Consider the following 18518-nt stretch of genomic DNA (forward strand, 5'->3'; position numbering starts at 1 on the left):
TGGGGGGAGGGAGCAAGACAGGGGCCCGCATTTCCCCCTCCCCTTCCGGGGGAGGGTTGGGGTGGGGGTTCTGCGAATTAAATATGCCTCTAGAGCATATTCAACGTCCGCTAGCAGCTATCAATAACAGAGCATCCTTATGGCCGCACTCGACGACATCACCTTCCTCCTCCACGGCGTGCTGCACGCCCCTGCCACCTGGCAGGCGCTGCCGCCGTTTGCCGACACCGATGCGGACCTGGCGCAGCAGGTGCTGGAGGAAGCGGGCAAGTTCGTCACCAGCGTGGTGGCTCCGCTGCAAGGCGTGGGCGACGCAGTAGGCTGCCGCTTTGACGCAGGCCGGGTGACTACGCCGCCGGGTTTCAAAGAGGCCTACCAGGCATTCTGGCAAGCCGGTTGGCCATCGCTCTCGTGCGCGGTGGAAGACGGCGGCCAGGGCCTGCCTGCGGTGCTGGAGGGCGTGCTGTTTGAAATGCTGGCCGGAGCCAACCACGGCTGGACGATGGCCCCCGGCCTGCTGCACGGCGCCTATGCCTGCCTGAAGCACCACGGCAGCGACGCGCTCAAAGCGGCGTATCTGGCAAAACTAGCCACCGGTGAATGGCTGGCCACCATGTGTTTAACGGAGGCCCACGCGGGCAGCGACCTGGGCCTGGTGCGCACCAAAGGCACGCCCCAGCCGGACGGCAGCGTGTGGGTGAACGGCAGCAAAATTTTCATCTCCGGCGGCGAGCACGACCTGACGGACAACATCGTCCACCTGGTGCTGGCCCGCCTGCCCGATGCGCCACCCGGCCCCAAAGGTTTATCGCTCTTCCTGGTCCCCAAAGTCTTGCCCGATGGCAGCCTGAATGCCGTAGTCTGCGAGCGCATCGAAGAAAAAATGGGCTTGCACGGCAGCCCCACCTGCGTGCTGCGTTTTGACGATGCCACCGGCTGGCGGGTGGGCGAGGCCAACAAGGGCCTGGCCGCCATGTTCGTGATGATGAACGCCGCCCGCCTGCACGTCGGCCTGCAAGGCATCGGCCTGCTGGAGGCCGCCTGGCAAAAAGCCCATGCCTACGCCCAAGAGCGCCGCCAAATGCGCGCCCCCACATCAACACACGGCCCGGACTTGATCAGCGAGCACCCGGCCATCCGCCGCATCCTGCTCACCCAACGCGCCTGGATCGACGGCGGCCGGGTGCTGGCCTACCACACCGCCTTGCAGCTGGACATGGCCGCGCACCACCCCGATGCCACCCAGCGCGCTAGCGCGCAACGCTGGTGTGCCCTGGTCACCCCGGTGCTGAAAGCGGCGATGACCGACCAGGCCTTTGCCGGGGCCAGCGCCTGCCTGCAGGTGTTTGGCGGCCACGGCTATATGCGCGAATGGGGGATAGAGCAAATCGTGCGCGATGCCCGCGTGGCCATGATCTACGAGGGCACGAACGAGATCCAGGCCATCGACCTGCTGGTGCGCAAAGTGCTGGCAGACGGCGGCGCAGGCATCACCGCGCTGCTGGCCGACCTGCCCGCCAGCAACCACCGCGATGCGCTGATCGACACCACCGTCGCCCTGGTCAACGCAGCAAAAAACGACCCCAAACTCCCCTACTGGGTGGCCGACGACTACCTGCGCGCCGTGGCCCTGGTGCTGCTGGACTGGGCCTGGAGCCGCATAGTCGCGGCCAGCACGGATGCCCGCTGGACTGCCCCGGCCCAAGCCTTCCGCACCTGGGTACTGCCCGAGTGCGGCATGCGATTGGCCGTGATGCGCCAGCGGTTAGATATATAAGAAAAGTGCCTCTAGCGCATATACAAACTGCACAAGCAGCTATTAATTAAATAGCAATTAATTTCCGCCGCCCACAGTGTGCACAACGATGGCCCAGGCCACGCTGTGGGTGCCCTTACGCCTGGACCTTGGAGACACAAACACCATGACAAGAAGATTGCACCCCGGATTCCTCGCCGCATCCCTGCTACCCGCCGCCCTGCTAATGGGCTGTGGCGACTCGGACAGCGCCCTGCCGCAACTCACCGCCGCCACCCCAGCCACGCTGCTGTCGTGTGCCGACTTGGTGGGAAAAATCAGCTTTGCCAACACCACCATCACCGCCGCCAACGCGATTTCAGCAGGCACGCTCACCGTGGCGGGCACGCCGGTTCCGGCGCACTGCCAGATCACCGGCAGCATGTTCCCGCGCGTCAGCACCACCGACGGCAACAGCTACGCCATCGGCTTTGAAATGCGCCTGCCCAACGCCTGGAATGGCCGCTTCTACTACCAGGCCAATGGCGGTATCGACGGCAGCGTGGTCACGGCCACCGGCTCGGTGAATGGCGGCGGCGGGCTCACGCATGCTCTGAACATGGGCTTTGCGGTGATCAGCTCGGACGCAGGCCACGCCAGCGCACTCGGTGCCAATTTCGGCATCGACCCGCAAGCCCGGCTGGACTACGGCTACCAGGCCGTCGCCAAGCTCACGCCTATGGCCAAAAGCGCCATCCAGACCGCCTACGGCAAAGCCCCCGACCGCTCTTACTTCGGTGGCTGCTCCAACGGCGGCCGCCACACGATGGTGGCCGCTGCCCGCTATGCCGACCAATACGACGGTTATTTAGTCGGCAACCCCGGTTTCAACCTGCCCAAAGCCGGCATTGCCAACATCGCTGGCGGCCAAATCTACGCATCCCTGGCCAGCACGGCGGGTAATTTGTCCACCGGCTTCACCACCGCCGAGCGCGCGCTGGTGTCCACCGCCGTGCTCGGCAAGTGCGATGCCCTGGATGGCGCCACCGACGGCCTGGTGCAAGACACTGCCGCCTGCCAAGCCGCCTTTAACCTGGAGCGCGACGTGCCCACCTGCACCGGCGCACGCGACGGTAGCTGCCTGTCCGCCGCACAAAAAACCGGCATCGCCAAAATCTTCAGCGGCCCCACCACCAGCACCGGCAGCAAAATTTACGCAAGCTTTCCGTTTGATGCCGGGCTGGCGGGCAGCGGCTATGGGTTTTGGGAGTTCACCGCGCCGCTGGTGCTGGACTCGGGCGGTGTCGGCCTGATCTGGGGCTCCCCACCAGAAGCCGCAGCCACCTTCAATGGCCCCAGCTTTGCCCTCACCGGCAACCTCGACACCATGCTGGCCAAAATCAACGCCACCAGCGGCATCTACGCCGAGTCGGCCATGTCGTTCATGGCCCCGCCCAACCCCAGCCAGCTGCCCACCCTGAAGAACCGGGGCGCGAAGATGATGGTCTACCACGGCACCAGCGACCCGATCTTCTCCAGCGACGACACCACCACCTGGTACAACGCGCTGCGCAGCGACAACGGTGGCGACGCCAGCAACTTCGCCCGCTACTACCCCGTGCCCGGCATGAACCACTGCTCCGGCGGCCCCGCCACCGACCAGTTCGACATGCTGACCCCGCTGGTCAACTGGGTCGAAAAAGGCCAGGCCCCCGACAGCGTGGTGGCCAGCGTGCGCGGTGTCGGCAATGCCGCTGCCGTCAACGTGGACGTGCCCAGCACCTGGTCTGCCACCCGCAGCCGCCCCCTGTGCGCCTACCCCAAGGTAGCCCGCTACAACGGCAGCGGCAATATGGAGGCTGCGGCCAGCTTCAGCTGCAAGTAGCCAAGCAAAAGGGGCTGGAAACGGCTGGCAAAATACCCACCATGACCGTTTCAAGCCCCGCCAAATTCCCCGCCACCGTAGACAGCAGCCGTCTGGAGGGCCTGGTGGGCTACAACGCCCGCCGAGCCTCGCTGGCCATCATCGAAGTGTTTGTCGAGCGCATGGCCGTACACGACCTGCGCATCATCGAGTTCTCTATCCTCTCGCTGGTGGCGCACAACCCCGGCATCACCTCGCGCCAGCTGTCCAGCACCTTGGGCATCCTGCCGCCCAATCTGGTGGGCCTGGTCAACACCCTGGAAAAGCGCAGCCTGATAGTGCGCCAACCCCACCCGGTAGACGGCCGTGCGGTAGGCCTGCACCTGACCCCCGACGGGGAAGCCTTGGTCACCGCGTCCGAAAGCACCGTAGATGCGCTAGAGATCGAAGCCACCGGCAGCCTGACCGCCACCGAGCGCAAAACTCTGATCCGCTTGCTGCAAAAAATATACCGCACGTAATCCAGTTACAGCGCAGATACTCCGTGCGTGCAATGCTATTAAACTAGTAGCAGTTTTAATTTTTGCGGTATAGTCGCCCCACTGCATGGGTGTGTAAACGCCTTGCACAGCCCCAACCAATACACCGAGGAGAACACACCATGAGTTCCAAAGAAAACGTCGCCGTCCACCAACTGCTGGCCCTGCTGGAGTCCCGCTACGCCATCCGCGTCATGTGGGCCCTGCGCGACGGCCACGCCCAAACCTTTCGCCTGCTGCAAGACAGCGTGGGCGGTGTCACCCCCAACACCCTGAACACCCGCCTCAAAGAACTGCGCGAAGCCGACCTGCTGACCCACGGCTCCGAAGGCTACAGCGTCACCCCCAGCGGTGCCGACCTGCTCAAGCGCCTGAGCGACCTGCAAGCCTTCGCCGGCAAGTGGTCTACCGCACAGGCCAAGAAGGTCAAGTAAACCCTTCGGTCCTCCATAGAAAAAGGGGCTGGGAAGTAATTCCCAGCCCCTTTTTTTGTTGGTAGATGCCCCTACCGGCGCGCATGCCGTACAAACACCTGCGCCACCTGCAGCACCTGGGCGCGCCTGAAGGTGAGTCCGGTCAATATGACCCGCCCTTCATAGCCCTTATAGAAGATGCGGTTCATCAACGCGCTCAGCATGTTGAGCGCCCCAAAATGGCGGCGGGCCAGCGCCAGATCCCGAAAGCGCAGCACCAGACTGGTCACGCCATCGTCGGCATACAGCCGCACCGCCTCCACATCGGTCCAGGGTATGCGGCGTTCGGCATAGCGGTAGTCCAAAATTCCAAAGCGGTCCAGCACCAGTGCCGGGCCATGCCAAAAGAAAGCGCGCACGCACTTCCACACAATCCACAGGTAAGCCAACAAACCAGGGGTCAACAAGAGCGCCGCCCCACGCGCCGTCAAAAAGTACGACAGAGCCATGTATGCGCGGGGCACTCCCAGCAGGAGCACCGTCACCAGCACCAGCACAAACACCGCCCAAGGGCGAGACATGTACAGCAGCAAAGGCTCGGGCAGACTGGTCGCCGGACGGACGCTGGACACCACTGGCGGTAATGGTGCTGGTGCTGGTGCTGGTGCTGGTGGCGGCAATGGCGCAGCCTGCGGGTTGCTAGGTAGCTGCGGGACTGGTTGGCGGCGGGGCGGGGGCAAGGTGTCGCGGACCTCATTGTCACCGTCGTCGTCGTCACCATCGGCTGCACCAGAGCGGGTGAAACCGCTCCACCCAAACCACACCAAAAATCCGCCAAAAACCGTCCAGGCCGCCACCAGCAGCACAAAGCCCAGCGGATGCGCAGCAAAGCGGACATCCGCAGCACTGCGCGACAGCCCACCGATGGCCCCCGCCCACACGCCCGCCGCCGCCAGCTTCAAGCTGCCTAAGCCCAAAGCGAGTGCAAACAGGTTGGTAACCAGGTTTCCAAAAGAATTCATCGTCCAGTCCTTGGCATCGCCGATGGGCGGCCCCTGGATTTGTAACAGCTTGCAGCAGATTTAGGCAAAAAAAAGGGGGCTGGGAAGTGATTCCCAGCCCCTTTTTCATGTCTGTCAGGCCTTATTGAAGCTGAATTGCCCCGGTGCCTGGATCGGATCCACCTCCACCGCAATCACGTCCTTGGGCATGTATTTGCCTTCCAGCAGCAGCTTGGACAGCGGGTTCTCGATGCGCTGCTGGATGGCGCGCTTCAAAGGCCGCGCGCCAAACACCGGGTCGAAGCCGACCTTGGCCAGCTCGGCTAGTGCCGCAGGCGAAACTTGCAGCGTCAGGTCCATCTTGGCCAGGCGGGCCTCCAGCACCTTGATCTGGATGGCGGCGATGGCTTCGATGTTCTTGGCGTCCAGCGCGTGGAATACCACGGTCTCATCAATGCGGTTCAAAAATTCGGGGCGGAAATAGTTCTTCAGCTCGTCTTGCACCGCGTCTTTGATGTCCTCGTAATCTTGCCCCACCATGTTCTGGATGATGGGCGAACCGATGTTGCTGGTCATCACGATCACGGTGTTTTTGAAGTCCACAGTGCGGCCCTGGCCGTCGGTCAGGCGGCCATCGTCCAGCACTTGCAGCAGCACGTTGAAGACATCCGGGTGGGCCTTTTCCACCTCGTCCAGCAACAGCACGCTGTAGGGCTTGCGGCGCACGGCTTCGGTGAGGTAGCCGCCCTCTTCGTAACCCACGTAGCCGGGTGGCGCGCCGATCAACCGGGCCACCGAATGCTTCTCCATGAACTCGCTCATGTCGATGCGGATAAGGTGGTCTTCCGAGTCGAACATAAAGCCCGCCAGCGCCTTGCACAGCTCGGTCTTGCCCACGCCCGTGGGGCCCAGGAACAAGAAGGAGCCGGTGGGGCGGTTCGGGTCCGACAGGCCTGCGCGCGAGCGGCGGATGGCGTTGGCCACGGCCGTGATGGCCTCTTCCTGGCCGACCACGCGGTCGTGCAGTTTGACTTCCATTTGCAGCAGTTTGTCGCGCTCGCCTTGCATCAATTTGCTGACCGGAATGCCGGTGGCGCGGGCCACCACTTCGGCGATTTCTTCCGCGCCCACCTGGGTGCGCAGCAGGCGCGGGGCGTGGGCCGGGCCTTTGTCGGTTTCTTTGTCCTGGGCTTCTTTGAGTTGCTTTTCCAACTCGGGCAGCTTGCCGTATTGCAGCTCGGCGACCTTGTTGAAATCGCCCTTGCGGGTCAACTCTTCAATCTGGAATTTCAGCTTGTCGATGGCCTCGCGCACATGGGCGCTGCCCTGGGCCTGGGCTTTTTCAGATTGCCATATTTCGTCGTAATCGGCGATCTCTTTTTGCAGCTTGGCGATCTCTTCCTCGATCAAACTGAAGCGCTTGATCGAGGATTCGTCCTTCTCGCGGCGCACGGCTTCGCGCTCGATCTGTAGCTGGATCAAGCGGCGGTCCAGCTTGTCCATCACCTCGGGCTTGGAATCCATTTCGATCTTGATCTTGGCCGCCGCCTCGTCGATCAAATCAATCGCCTTATCGGGCAAAAAGCGGTCGGTGATGTAGCGGTGGCTGAGTTCGGCCGCAGCCACGATGGCCGGGTCGGTAATGTCCACGCCGTGGTGCACTTCGTACTTTTCTTGCAGGCCGCGCAGGATGGCGATGGTGGCCTCCACCGTGGGCTCGCCGACCAGGATTTTCTGGAAACGCCGTTCCAGCGCCGCATCTTTTTCGATGTACTTGCGGTACTCGTCCAGCGTGGTCGCGCCCACGCAGTGCAGCTCGCCGCGCGCCAATGCCGGCTTGAGCATATTGCCCGCGTCCATCGCGCCCTCGGCCTTGCCCGCGCCGACCATGGTGTGCAGCTCGTCGATAAAGACGATGGTCTGGCCTTCGTCCTTGGCCAGCTCTTTCAGCACGGTCTTCAGGCGCTCTTCAAATTCGCCCCGGAACTTGGCCCCGGCCAGCAGGGCCGCCATGTCCAGCGAGAGTACGCGCTTACCTTTAAGCGATTCGGGCACCTCGCCCGCCACGATGCGCTGGGCCAGGCCTTCGACGATGGCGGTCTTGCCGACGCCAGGTTCGCCGATCAGCACCGGGTTGTTTTTGGTGCGGCGTTGCAGCACCTGGATGGCGCGGCGGATTTCGTCGTCGCGGCCAATCACCGGGTCCAGCTTGCCCATACGGGCACGCTCGGTCAGGTCCATGCAGTATTTTTTGAGGGATTCGCGCTGGCCTTCGGCATCGGCGTTGTCCACGTTCTGGCCGCCACGCACCGCGTCAATCGCCGCTTCCAGCGACTTGCGGGTCAGGCCGTGGCTGCGCACCAAGGGACCGATATCGGCCTTGCTATCGGTCAGCGCCAGCAAAAACAGCTCGCTGGAGACGAACTGGTCGCCGCGTTTGATGGCTTCTTTCTCGGCCCCTTGCAGCAGGCTGCCCATGTCGCGGCTGAGCTGCACCTGGTCCTGGCCATGCACCTCGGGCAGCTTTTTGAGCGCGACCTCAATGGCCGTCAGCAGGCCGGGCACGTTGACACCCGCCCGCTGTAGCAGCGCCTGCGGGCCGTCGTCTTGGCGCAGCATGGCGGCCAGCACGTGGGCGGGTTCGATATAGCCGTGGTCGGCACCCAGCGCCAGGGTTTGCGCGTCGCCCAGGGCTTCCTGGAATTTGGTGGTGAGTTTGTCTTGTCGCATGTGTTCTCCAATGCAGTGGCAGATGGGTCAACTGCCGCCATTTTCAAGGCGATTGCGCTGCAATACCTTGCGATGGATCAAGTCTATAAATATAAGAAAAATAGGCCTCTAGCGCATATACAACATGCACAAACAGCTATTAAAAACATAGCAAACAAAGCCCTCTCGGCTATCCCTCCTACACACATTCGGCGGCTTGGCCGCGACCCTCCTAAAATTGGTCGCATGAACATCCACCAGCTTTCGGCCCGCTACCACCAGGAGCAAGACCGCATTCTGGTGCGCATCAACTCCACCGACGGCACCGAGATGCGCCTGTGGCTAACCCGCCGCCTCACGCTGGCCTTGTGGCCCACGCTGAACCAGGCCGTGGTCGAGCACGTGGCCCGGCAAGACGGCAGCACCGCCCATCTGGTGGATGCGGCCAGCAAAAAGATGCTGGCCGACTTCCAGCGCGCAGCCGTGCTCAAGGAGGCTGACTTTTCTACGCCCTACAAAGATGCCCCGGATGCGCCGGACGCCACCACCTTGCCGCTGGGCAGCGCCCCGCTGCTGGTGACCGAAGTGCGCATCACCCCGGTCGCCAACGGCCCTTTAAAAATCGCCTTCAACGAGCAATTGGCGGGGCAGGCACAGGCCCGTGGTTTCCAGGTAGAACTGGCCCCGCCGCTGGTACACGGCCTGGTGCAACTGCTGGAGCGGGCCTTGCACCAGTCGGCCTGGTTTGAGGGCAGTGCGGTACCGGGCGCGCAGCCCTTGCCGACCAGCGACTCGCCAGTGCTGGCCGAGCGGCCCAAGTACCTGAATTAAGCGTTGCTGGCCGCAATGCCCCAGCGCTGCAAGGCCGCATCGTCTGCCACCCGCGCATCGACCCAGCGGGCACCTTGCGGGGTTTGCTCTTTCTTCCAGAACGGGGCCTGGGTTTTCAGGTAGTCCATCAAAAATTCGCAGGCCTGGAACGCCTCGCCCCGGTGCGCCGAGCAGACCGCCACCCAGACGATCTGGTCCATCGGCTGCAGCAGGCCCACGCGGTGGATGACCTGGGCAGCGTAGATGTCAAAACGGCCCAGCGCCTGGTCCACCATCGCCTCAATCGCCCGCTCGGTCATGCCGGGGTAGTGCTCCAGCTCCAGGCTCAGCACCTCGCCGCTGGCATCCGGGTGCCAGTCGCGCACGGTGCCTAAAAAGCTGACGACTGCACCCACGCGGCGGTCGCCTCGGCGCAATGCGGCCAGCTCGGCACTGGGATCGAAGTCGTGGGTCTGGATGCGAACGCGGGGTGGGATCATGGCTCTATTTTCATCCAGTACAGTGGCTGTTTAACCACCGGAGAGAAAGCTTTGGCACCTACCTACACCCTTGCCGTGCACGGCGGCGCTGGCACGATGGCCCGTGGCCAAACCGACGAAACGCCCTACCACGCCGGGCTGCGGGCCGCGCTGGCGGCGGGCGAGGCAGTGCTGGCCCAGGACGGCTGCGCGCTGGATGCGGTGGTAGCAGCGGTGCGGGCACTGGAGGACGATCCGCTGTTCAACGCCGGGCGCGGATCGGTCTACACCTCGGCCGCGCAGCACGAAATGGATGCCGCCGTAATGATGGGTTCTACGCTGGCCGCCGGGGCGGTAGCGGGCGTGCGCACCGTCCGCAACCCGGTGCAATTGGCCCGCACGGTGATGGATTCCAACTTTGTACTGCTGAGTGGCGATGGGGCCGAGCAGTTCGCCCGCGCCCACGGTTTTGAAGCCATGCCGCCCGGCTACTTTCACACCGCGCACCGGCTGGCGCAGTTGCACCATCTGCAAAACGAAGCCAGCGCGGCGATGCAGATGGACCATGCCGCCCCTCTCGACGAAACCCGTAAATTTGGCACCGTGGGCGCAGTGGCGCTAGACAGCGCCGGCCACCTGGCCAGTGCCGTGTCCACCGGTGGCATGACCAACAAACACCCGGGCCGGATTGGCGATTCGCCACTGGTGGGCGCAGGCATATACGCCAACGACCAGAGCTGCGCGGTTAGCGCCACCGGCTCGGGCGAGTACTTCATCCGCGCCTGCGTGGCCCACGACATCCACGCCCGCATGGCCTACGCCGGGGCCACCCTGGAAGCCGCCAGCCACGCTGCATTGGCCGAGATGGCGCAGCTGGGCGGCGAAGGCGGGGTGATTGCGGTAGACCGGCTGGGGAATATCGCCCTGCCCTACGTCAGCGCGGGCATGTACCGGGGTTGGGTGCGGGCGGGGGAAGTACCGCAAACGCGGATTTTTGAGGACTGAGCGATCGGGCTTGGAGGTTTATGGCCATTTTTCAAGTGCCAAAAGTGCCACCTACGCATACCAGACCTGCACGGGGTGCTCCTATTTTTTACTATCAAAATAGAAGCAGAATCCGGTGGGCCTACTTTTCAGCAAACGCCCGTTCGACGACAAAGTGACCGGGGGTCGAGGTATTGCCTTCCTTGAAGCCGCGCTCTTCCAGCATGTGCTTCAAATCCACCAGCATGCCGGGGCTGCCGCAGAGCATGACGCGGTCGATGGCCGGGTCGAACTCGGGGAGGTCCAGATCCGAGAACAGCTTGCCGTTGTGCAGCAGCTCGGTGATGCGGCCCATGTTGCGGTAGGACTCGCGGGTCACGGTGGGGTAGTAGCGCAGCTTGCTGGTGACCATTTCGCCCAAAAATTCGTGCGCGGGCAGGTGCTCGGTCAGCATGTCGTGGTAGGCCAGCTCTTCGACCTGGCGCACGCCGTGGACCACGATGACCTGGTCAAAGCGCTCGTAGGTTTCGGGGTCGCGCACGATGCTCAGGAACGGGGCCAGGCCGGTGCCGGTGGACAGCAGGTACAAGTGCTTACCGGGCAGCAGGTAGTCGGTGACCAGGGTGCCGGTGGGCTTTTTGCCGACGATGATTTTGTCGCCCACCTGGATGTGTTGCAGGCGCGATGTCAGCGGGCCCTCGGGCACCTTGATGCTGAGGAATTCGAGATGCTCTTCGTAGTTGGCGCTGGCAATGCTGTAGGCGCGCAGCAGCGGTTTGCCGTCGTCCTTGTACAGGCCGATCATGGTGAAGTGGCCGTTGCTGAAGCGCAGCGACGGGTCGCGCGTGGTCGTGAAGGAGAACAGGCGGTCGGTCCAGTGGTGCACGCTCAGCACGGTTTCTTCGTTGAAAGCACTCATGTTTGGTAGCTAGAAGGGTTGGTGAAAATGGGCGCTATTTTCCTACAGCCGCCCGATCGGGCTGTCTATCGGCGATTCCACCTTGTCGCCACCGGGGTAAATTTAAAAGAAAAAAGCCTCTAGCGCATATTCCACCTGCACTATTAGCTATTAAATATATAGCAAATAGGTTTTTAAGGCTCGGGCGGCCTGGATGTTTGCGCCAGTTGCAGCGCACCGAAAACCAGCAAAAACAGCAAAAATGCCACCCGGGGCACATCCATCACGCTACTGACCAAGCCCACCAGCAGCACCCCGCTCAGCGATGCCGCCAGGTAGGGGGCCAGGGGCTGGCGGCGGGCGGCCCCCAGCACCAGCTGCCACAGGGCGGTGGCCACCAGCGCACCGCCCAACAGCAGACCCAGCAGGCCGCGCTCGATCAGCACCTCCAGGTACAGGTTGTCAATGTGCCAGGGCAAAAAGTAGAAGCGCGCCGCCGGGAACCAGTGCGCCAGGTTCTGCGCAAAGTCGCTATTGGCCAGCGGCTCCTGGCGGTCGCTGCGTTGCAGGCGGATGGACCGGAAATCGGCATGCCCCCCCGCGTCCAGCACCGCCACCGAAAACATGCCCAAGCGCGGCGCAAACCACGGCCCGCCCTTGAAGCTGGGCCCTTGCAAGGGCAGCACGATGCGCTGCCAGGGATCGGCCGTGGGCTGCATCTGCTGGTAGGCATCTTGGCAGCGGGCGGGATACAGCAAATGCCGTTCGCAGAGTTGCAGGTACACACCCACCGGGGCATCCACCCGCACCTGCAAGACGGCCCGGTAGCGCATGCCGGGGGCAGGATGAACCCGCTGGGTGGCAGCAAACAGGCCCTCCAGATCGAGATCGCTGCCGGGGCCACCATCGGGACCCGATATCCGCATCACCGGCGGCTCGGCCCCCTGCCCGGCACGCCACGCCACATGGCCGGGCCACACGCCCTCGGGGTGGCGGCGGGCGTAATGCGACGGCAGGCGGCCCAGGCCGATGCCGAGTGCCACATCCACCGGGTCCTGCACCGGGTCTTGCAACAGGTCCAGGCCGCGCTGCCAGTGCGCCATGCGGCTGCCGAAATCACGTTCGGTAGCGCCCAAGCGGTCGGCCATGAAGCTGCCGCCACTGAGCACACCCGCCACCTCGGCCAGCAGCGCAACCCCCAACACCCAGGCGGCCTTGGCGCGCCAGCCCACAGGCCGACGGCGCCGCCACAGGCTGACCACCAGCGCCCGCAGATCGAGTCCGGCTTTTTGCACCCACAGCAGCAGCCCCAACAGCAGCAGCGGAGCCACCATCGCCAGGTAGACCCCGCGCGAGAAAGTGGTGAGCCCGGCGTAGGTCACCAGCACGGCCAGCAGTGCACCGCAGGCCCATTGCCAGGGCCGCCGGGCACGGTGCAGCGCCCAGGCGACAAAGGGCGTGGCCAGGGCCAGATAGGCATCAATCGCCGCGCCGCCGACGTGCATTTCCCAAAACAACGCAGTGGTGCGGTACTTGCTGGTGAAGTTGAACAGGCTAGGGAACGCCGCCCGCTCCCACAGCACGGCCAGCGTCACCACCACCAGGCCCAGCAGCATGCCGGTGGCCAGGCGGCGGCAGCTGTGTGCCACCGACTGCCGTAGCGCATCGGCCAGCAAGGGAATACACAGCGTGGCCCAGAGCAGGCTTTTGGCCACCCGCAGGCTGTTCAGCGCATCGCCATAGCCTTGGAAAAGGCTCCACGGCAGATTGGGTGCATCCAGCACGCCACGGGCCAACGACACGAGGCTGGACAGCACAAAGGCGCTGGCGATGGCGGTAGAAAAAGACAGTGGCCGGGTCCAGCGGAACGCATCGTCCCTGGGCCGCCGTGCCAACCGAAAGTAGCCCGCCGCCAGCACCGCCAGCAGCAACAGGTCCAGCTCGTCAAAAATCAGCCAGCCGGTCCAGGGGGCAAAGTTCAAAAACGGCAGACAGGCAGGCACGGCCAACAGCCAGATGCCGGGCCGCCACAAGGCCACCATCGCCGCTGCATAGAAACCCACCAAGGCCAGCAAGGGGGAGATGGGGTGCGCCAGGGCCAGCCAGAGCCCCGCAAGGCCACACGCCAGCGCCAGCAGTGCCGAGAGAACCCGGCGCAATTCCACCTAACCCACCTAAACCAGCACTTCCACGCAGGCCGGGTGGCCTAAAAATCCTTGCGGGCTGGCACTGGCACCGTAGGCGCCCGACTGGAACACGGCGACCAAATCGCCCTCTTGCGCCACCGGCAACAGCATGCGGTCGCCCAGCAGGTCCAGCGGGGTACACAGCGGGCCGACCACCGAGGCGGGTTCCACGTCCACCGCCCCCATGCGGTTGGCGATGGCCACAGGGTAGTTTTTACGGATCACCTGGCCGAAGTTGCCCGAGGCGGACAAATGGTGGTGCAGGCCGCCGTCGGTGACCAGAAACACCTGGCCGCGCGAAACCTTGCGGTCGAGCACGCGGGCCACGTACACGCCCGCCTCGCCCACCAGGTAGCGGCCGAGTTCAATGACGAACGAGGCTTGGGGAAGCTCGGTCTTGGCACGCTCGGCCAGGGCGGCCAGGTTGTCGCCAATCGGCTGTAGATCAATGCGCTGCTCGCCCGGAAAGTACGGAATGCCGAAGCCGCCGCCCAGGTTCAGAAACTTCACTGGCAGCGGCGTGGCCTCGGCCAGGCGCACGGCCAGCGCGTAGGATTTCTGCTGGGCTTCGCAAATCGACTCGGGGCGCAGGTTTTGCGACCCGGCAAACAGGTGGAAGCCTTCAAACGCTAGGCCCGCGCTGGCAATGGCCGCCATGAGTTCGGGCATTTGTTCCACGTCTACGCCAAATTGCTTGGGGCCACCGCCCATCTTCATGCCCGAGCCCTTGAGCTCGAAGTCGGGGTTGACGCGCACGGCCACCCGGGCCGCAAGGCCCAGCTCGTTCGAAATGCCCGCCAGCAAGCCGACTTCGCGCATGGATTCCAAATTCACCAGCACGCCCGAGGCCACGGCCTGGCGCAGCTCGGAAGCACGCTTGCCCGGCCCGGCAAAGCTGATTTCCTGCGGGTCGGCTCCGGCATCCAGCGCCACCTTCAATTCGCCGGCCGAAGCCACGTCGATGCCATCGACCAGCCCGGCCATCAGCCCCACCACAGCGGGCATGGGGTTGGCCTTCATGGCGTAGTGCAGCTTGACGCTGGCGGGCAAAGCGGCGCGCAGCTCGGCTACGCGGTTGCGCAACTGCGCCCGGTCGTAGGCGTAAAACGGGGTTTGGCCGACGCGCGCAGCCAGTTGGGTGACGGGGATGCTGCCCACAAGCAGCTCGCCATCGCGTACGGGGAACTGGATCAGCGGGGCGTGGACGGGGGTGGCACGTTCGGTCATGGAGGTCATTCTTAAATGTGGCGCTCGGCCCAGTCGGTGGACAGCAGCTTGCGGTCGATCTTGCCGTTGGGGTTGCGGGGCAGCGGCCCGGCCACCACCTCCACCCCGGCGGGCAGCATGTAAGCGGGCATGCGGGTGCGGCACTCGGCCAGCAAGGCGGCGGTATCGAGCGCCCCACCTTCGGGCGCAGTGGCAATCACCTGGATGGCCTGGCCCCAGGCCGGGTGCTCCACCCCAAAGGCCACACATTCGCCAACCAGCCGGGTGGCGTACAACACTTCTTCTACCTCGGTGGGGCTGACGCGGTAGCCGGAGGACTTGATCATCTCGTCGCGCCGGCCGATGAAATACAAAAAGCCCTCGGCATCCATGCGCACCGTGTCGCCAGAGAAGACGGCGTATTCGGGTAGTTGCAGGCCCGGCTGGCGGCCCGGTGCGTCTGCGGCCAGCAGCTTGTAGCGCTCGGCGGTTTTCTCGGCATCGTTCCAGTAGCCCAGGCCGACCAACGCGCCCCGGTGTACCAGCTCGCCGGGTTCTTCGGGCGCGCAGGGGCTGCCGTCTTCGCGCAGCACCAAAATTTCGGCATTGGGGATGGCCTTGCCGATGGAGTCGGGGCGGCGGTCTACCTCGGCGGGCGGCAGGTAGGTGGAGCGGAAGGCTTCGGTCAGGCCGTACATCAGGAAGGGCTGGCTGTGGGGCACGCGCTGGCGCAGCAAATCCAGCGTTTCACGCGGCATGCGGCCACCGGTGTTGGCAAAGTAACGCAGCTTCTCGGCAATGGCGGCGGGCCAGGCGGTCTGGGTGAGCTGGATGTACAGCGGCGGCACGGCGGTCAGGCCGGTCACGCCTTCGCGCTCCATTGCCTTGAGCACATCGCGCGGCATCAAATAATTGAGCAGCACCACCCGGGCGCCCACGTGGAAGGCGGTGGTGAGCTGGCTGAAGCCCGCATCGAAGGACAAAGGCAAAGCGGCCAATAGGGTGTCAGCGCTGGTGTTATCTAGGTAGCTTGCTACACTTTTTGCACCAGCCACCATATTGCGATGGGACAGCACCACGCCCTTGGGCTTGCCGGTGCTGCCCGAGGTGTAGAGGATGGCGGCCATGTCGGTATCGATGACCCGGTGCCCGGCGCGGGGCGGGGCCGCCAGCAGCGCACTCCACAGGGATTGCGGCAGGGCAGATACCGTGGGTGCGGGGTCGGTCAGCACGATCTGGCGCAGGTCGGGGCAGTGGGCCAGTACCGGTGCCAGCAGCGCCAGACGCTCGGGCGAGGTCACCAGCACGCGCACATTACAGTCTTGCAGGATGAAGGCCACTTGCTCGGGCTTGAGCAGCGGGTTCAGTGGCACAAACACGGCCCCTGCAGCCGGTGCGCCAAAGCTGGCAACCACGGTCTCGAAACGCTTTTCCAGGTAGATGGCCACCCGTTCACCCCGGCCCACCCCCAGGGCCATCAGTCCCGCCGCGCATTGCGCCACCGCAGTGTGCAGCTCGGCATAGACCATAGACACCGGACCATAGGTCAGCGCACGGTCCTGCGGGGCCCGCTGCGCGGCACAGGCAATGAGTTCATGCAAAAGTGTGGATTCACGCATAGGGTTCAGGGGTGAAAAAGAGGGACAAAACCGCCAAAAAAAGCAGCTAAAAGTATCGCACAGGGGCCTCCACGGCAAAGCCATACGCGGCCCCTAAAATGCCGTCTACTTTTAGTAACCCAACAAGGAATTTCACATGGATGTGACACAGGAGGTCAAAACAGTTCTAGACGAGGTGCTGAGTTTGAATGGCCGCAGCGCGGCATTTACCCGTGAAACCCATCTGCTGGGGGCCATTCCTGAACTCGACTCAATGGCCGTGGTGTCGCTCATCACCCGCCTGGAAGAACATTTTGGCCTGACGGTAGACGACGACGACATGGACGGTTCGACCTTTGCCACCGTCGGCGCGCTGGTCGATTTCGTCAGCACCAAGCTCGCAGACTAAGGCGGACGCGATTCGATGGACGCTTTTTTCTTGCCCGTCGGATCTGGCCAGCGCTTCGCCATGTACTACCCGGCCCAGGGTGGTGCCACGCGCGGACTGGTGGCCTACGTGCATCCTTTTGCCGAAGAAATGAACAAGTCGCGCCGCATGGCGGCCCTGCAAGCACGGGCCTTGGCGGCCAATGGCTACAGCGTTTTGCAGCTGGATTTGCTGGGCTGCGGCGACAGTTCTGGGGACTTTGGCGATGCCAGCTGGCAGGCCTGGGTAGACGATGTGGTGCTGGCCTGCAAGTGGCTGCGCCGCCAGAGCGATGCGCCGCTGTGGCTATGGGGTTTGCGCGCGGGCTGCCTGCTGGCCGCCCAAGCAGCCAACCAAATCAACGAAGCTTGTCACTTCTTGTTTTGGGCCCCCACACCCGCAGGCAAGCCCCTGCTGCAACAGTTTTTGCGCCTCAAAGCCGCTGGGGACTTGGCCAGCGGCAACGCCAAAGCGGTGATGGACGGGCTGCGCCAGCAGTTGGCGACAGGCGATGCGGTAGAGGTTGCCGGGTACACGCTGGCAGCCGCGCTGGCATCGGGCATGGAACACGCCACTTTGGCCGCCCCCACGGTGGCGGGCCGACTCGAATGGCTGGACCTGTCTACCCAACCCGATGCCAGCCTGTCGCCCGCAGCCGCCAAGCCGCTGCAAGCTTGGCAAGCCGCCGGATTTGCCGTGCGCAGCCAAGTGGTGACTGGCCCGGCGTTTTGGCAAACCAGCGAGATCGAAGTGGCTCCTGCCTTGTTGGCCGCGACCCTGGCGGCCCTGCGCCCATGAACGAACACGCATTACTGTTTCCGTGCGGGCAAGACACGCTGGTGGGCGTGCTAAGCCTGCCAGCCGTGCCCGCCAGCACCGCCGTAATCATCGTGGTGGGTGGCCCCCAGTACCGCGTGGGCAGCCACCGGCAATTTGTCTTGCTAGCCCGCACACTGGCCGCAGCCGGTTACGCGGTACTGCGTTTTGACTACCAAGGCATGGGCGACAGCAGTGGGCCCGCAGGCGATTTTCTAACCGCCAGCGCCAGCATCCGTGCCGCGATCGACAGCCTGCAAAGCCGTGTGCCGCAGGTGGACAAGATAGTCTTGTGGGGTCTGTGCGATGCCGCATCCGCCGCGCTGCTGTATGTGCACGAAACCCACGATCCCCGCGTGACAGGCCTGTGCCTTTTGAATCCCTGGGTGCGCTCCGAAGCCAGTCTGGCACGCACCCAAGTCAAGCACTATTACGCCCAGCGTTTGATGCAAAGGGAGTTTTGGGCCAAGCTAGTAAGCGGCAAGGTCGCTGTGGGGGCGCTCAAGGCTTTGGTGAAAAATATGCAGCTCGCTATGCAAAAAGTGGCTGCACCGAATGCAGAGCACCCGCCATTCCAGCAGCGCATGGCGCACGCATGGACGGGTTTTGGGGGCCGTATATTGCTGGTGCTCAGTGGCAGCGACTACACCGCCAAAGAGTTTCTAGAGTACGCTGGCGTGCATCCCGCCTGGTCCAAAGCCTTTCAACATGCACGGCTTGAACGCCACGACATTGTGGATGCAGACCATACTTTCTCGCACCGACACGACACCACAGCAGTGGAAAAAACCACTCTCCATTGGCTTATGGAGCACGCTGCAAATTGACCTGCTGTACCCACGTAATAGGAACA

16 protein-coding genes are annotated in these 18518 nt (G+C 63.8%); 9 read left to right on the plus strand and 7 right to left on the minus strand.

Annotation, left to right across the window (positions count from 1 at the left end; all coding sequences use genetic code 11):
• Nucleotides 1-139: 139 nt before the first annotated feature.
• The 4 genes from AC0969_RS14000 (at nt 140) to AC0969_RS14015 (ending at nt 4572) form a co-directional block, all read left to right on the plus strand.
• Nucleotides 140-1777, plus strand: coding sequence for an acyl-CoA dehydrogenase family protein (locus tag AC0969_RS14000; RefSeq protein WP_479624758.1), 1638 nt, complete (start codon nt 140-142; stop codon nt 1775-1777).
• A 145-nt stretch (nt 1778-1922) separates the two neighbouring features.
• Nucleotides 1923-3620, plus strand: coding sequence for a tannase/feruloyl esterase family alpha/beta hydrolase (locus AC0969_RS14005; protein WP_479624759.1), 1698 nt, complete (start codon nt 1923-1925; stop codon nt 3618-3620).
• Between the two features lie 41 nt (nt 3621-3661).
• The gene (locus tag AC0969_RS14010; protein ID WP_479624760.1) at nt 3662-4120 is read left to right on the plus strand and encodes a MarR family winged helix-turn-helix transcriptional regulator; all 459 of its coding nucleotides are present in this window, start codon (nt 3662-3664) and stop codon (nt 4118-4120) included.
• A gap of 140 nt (nt 4121-4260) precedes the next feature.
• Nucleotides 4261-4572 (plus strand): winged helix-turn-helix transcriptional regulator, encoded by a 312-nt coding sequence (locus AC0969_RS14015; RefSeq protein WP_479624761.1) that lies wholly within the window; start codon nt 4261-4263, stop codon nt 4570-4572.
• Nucleotides 4573-4643: 71 nt separating this feature from the next.
• On the opposite strand, the gene AC0969_RS14020 is transcribed toward AC0969_RS14015, so the two are convergent.
• Together AC0969_RS14020 and clpB are read right to left on the minus strand one after the other, a co-directional pair.
• Nucleotides 4644-5573, minus strand: a complete 930-nt coding sequence (locus AC0969_RS14020) for a hypothetical protein (protein WP_479624762.1) — start codon at nt 5571-5573, stop codon at nt 4644-4646.
• Between the two features lie 114 nt (nt 5574-5687).
• Complete coding sequence (gene clpB, locus AC0969_RS14025; protein WP_479624763.1) at nt 5688-8282, minus strand: ATP-dependent chaperone ClpB; 2595 nt, start codon at nt 8280-8282, stop codon at nt 5688-5690.
• Between the two features lie 225 nt (nt 8283-8507).
• Between clpB and AC0969_RS14030 the strand changes: the two genes are divergently transcribed.
• The gene (locus AC0969_RS14030) at nt 8508-9092 is read left to right on the plus strand and encodes a hypothetical protein (RefSeq protein WP_479624764.1); all 585 of its coding nucleotides are present in this window, start codon (nt 8508-8510) and stop codon (nt 9090-9092) included.
• Here AC0969_RS14030 and AC0969_RS14035 read toward each other — a convergent pair.
• Nucleotides 9089-9571, minus strand: coding sequence for a molybdenum cofactor biosynthesis protein MoaE (locus tag AC0969_RS14035; protein ID WP_479624765.1), 483 nt, complete (start codon nt 9569-9571; stop codon nt 9089-9091). The genes AC0969_RS14030 and AC0969_RS14035 overlap by 4 nt on opposite strands.
• A gap of 51 nt (nt 9572-9622) precedes the next feature.
• On the opposite strand from AC0969_RS14035, the gene AC0969_RS14040 reads away from it, so the two are divergent.
• On the plus strand, nt 9623-10555 hold the full coding sequence (locus AC0969_RS14040) for an isoaspartyl peptidase/L-asparaginase family protein (protein WP_479624766.1): 933 nt from the start codon (nt 9623-9625) through the stop codon (nt 10553-10555).
• 121 nt (nt 10556-10676) lie between these two features.
• On the opposite strand, the gene AC0969_RS14045 is transcribed toward AC0969_RS14040, so the two are convergent.
• The 4 genes from AC0969_RS14045 to AC0969_RS14060 form a co-directional block, all read right to left on the minus strand.
• Nucleotides 10677-11453, minus strand: coding sequence for a ferredoxin--NADP reductase (locus tag AC0969_RS14045; RefSeq protein WP_479624767.1), 777 nt, complete (start codon nt 11451-11453; stop codon nt 10677-10679).
• Nucleotides 11454-11626: 173 nt separating this feature from the next.
• Nucleotides 11627-13591 (minus strand): O-antigen ligase family protein, encoded by a 1965-nt coding sequence (locus tag AC0969_RS14050; protein ID WP_479624768.1) that lies wholly within the window; start codon nt 13589-13591, stop codon nt 11627-11629.
• Between the two features lie 15 nt (nt 13592-13606).
• Entirely contained in the window at nt 13607-14845 is a 1239-nt protein-coding gene (locus tag AC0969_RS14055) for a pyridoxal-dependent decarboxylase, exosortase A system-associated (RefSeq protein WP_479624769.1), read from the minus strand.
• Nucleotides 14846-14856: 11 nt separating this feature from the next.
• The gene (locus tag AC0969_RS14060; RefSeq protein WP_479624770.1) at nt 14857-16443 is read right to left on the minus strand and encodes an acyl-CoA ligase (AMP-forming), exosortase A system-associated; all 1587 of its coding nucleotides are present in this window, start codon (nt 16441-16443) and stop codon (nt 14857-14859) included.
• 136 nt (nt 16444-16579) lie between these two features.
• On the opposite strand from AC0969_RS14060, the gene AC0969_RS14065 reads away from it, so the two are divergent.
• Genes AC0969_RS14065 through AC0969_RS14075 form a run of 3 tightly spaced genes read left to right on the plus strand, consistent with a single transcriptional unit; the run spans nt 16580 to nt 18492 of the window.
• Nucleotides 16580-16831: an acyl carrier protein gene (locus tag AC0969_RS14065; RefSeq protein ID WP_479624771.1), complete on the plus strand. Its 252-nt coding sequence runs from the start codon at nt 16580-16582 to the stop codon at nt 16829-16831.
• A gap of 30 nt (nt 16832-16861) precedes the next feature.
• Nucleotides 16862-17647, plus strand: a complete 786-nt coding sequence (locus AC0969_RS14070) for a hydrolase 2, exosortase A system-associated (protein WP_479624772.1) — start codon at nt 16862-16864, stop codon at nt 17645-17647.
• Entirely contained in the window at nt 17644-18492 is an 849-nt protein-coding gene (locus tag AC0969_RS14075; RefSeq protein WP_479624773.1) for a hydrolase 1, exosortase A system-associated, read from the plus strand. The genes AC0969_RS14070 and AC0969_RS14075 overlap by 4 nt, the downstream gene beginning before the upstream one ends.
• Nucleotides 18493-18518: the final 26 nt, after the last annotated feature.

Source organism: Rhodoferax sp. LB1P47 (assembly GCF_056521445.1).